Origin of the sequence: Aeromonas sp. QDB68 (genome assembly GCF_027707405.1) — a bacterium.
GTDB lineage: Bacteria > Pseudomonadota > Gammaproteobacteria > Enterobacterales > Aeromonadaceae > Aeromonas > Aeromonas caviae.
Genome location: NZ_JAPCIQ010000222.1, coordinates 1 through 1,011, shown reverse-complemented (window position 1 = coordinate 1,011; position 1,011 = coordinate 1). Strand labels below are relative to the sequence as shown.

Annotated in this window: 1 pseudogene; it reads left to right on the top strand. The window is 63.0% G+C overall.

What is annotated here, in order from left to right:
- Positions 1 to 104: 104 nt before the first annotated feature.
- A pseudogene (locus PG892_RS22335) lies at positions 105 to 1,011 on the top strand (IS66-like element ISKpn15 family transposase); the annotation flags it as partial.

Sequence of the window (1,011 nt, the reverse complement as noted above, 5' to 3'; positions counted from 1 at the left end):
GTAAGTATTCACCGGAACAGTATTGACACAGGAAAAATGAGACGATCGTCTCTTGATCCCACTTTCCTGCTTGCTTGATCCTGCTCCTTAGATACGCTCCCCCCATGAGCAAAAACACCATGCATTCCGCGGGAATGCCCACCACTCTGGAGCAGGCCAACGAGCTGATTTATAAGCTCCTCGACCGCATCGCCGAGCTGGAGGACCGCCTCAATCAGCACAGCGGCAACTCCTCCAAGCCGCCTTCCAGCGACGGCCCCGGTGCACCGCCGCCGGCCCGCAAGCGTCCGGCGTCCGGCAAGCAACGGGGGGCGCAGCCCGGTCACAAGGGACATCGCCGCGAGCGGCATCCGCTTGATGCCCGCCTGACCCTGGTCCCGCATTACCCTGCCGCCGATTGCGCTTGCTGTGGCGGGGACATGGTGGCCCATGCCAAACCCTATCAGGTTCATCAGGTGTTCGAGCTGCCCGAGGTGAGCTATCTCGTCACCGAACACCAACTGTATCGTGCGACCTGCTCACGGTGTATCGGCACGACCCAGGCCGCACTGCCAGACAACGTCAGCAGCAGCCAGATGGGGGCCAATCTGCTCAGCTACATCGCGCTGCAAAGCGGCCAGTTTCACCAGAGCGTCAGCCAGATACAGCAGCAGCTCAAACAGCATTTCGGCCTGAGTTTTAGCCGGGGCGCCATCAGTGAGGCGCAGGGGCGGGTGAGTGCCATGCTCACCCCGACCTACCAGGCCATCAAGCAGCAGGTGCAGACGGCCACCCACGTTCATGCCGATGAGACCCGGCATCAGCGGGGTGGAGAGCGCCGCTGGATGTGGCTGGCGCTGAGCAAGATAGCCGTCTGCTTCATGACGGCCTATGGCCGTGGTCAGGAGGCGGCCAAGCGGCTGCTGGGCGCCGAGTTTGACGGGGTGCTGGTGACCGACCAGTACGCCGGCTACCGGTTTATCGACGCCGACCAGCGGCAACTGTGCTGGGCCCACGTGGCCCGCAATCTCG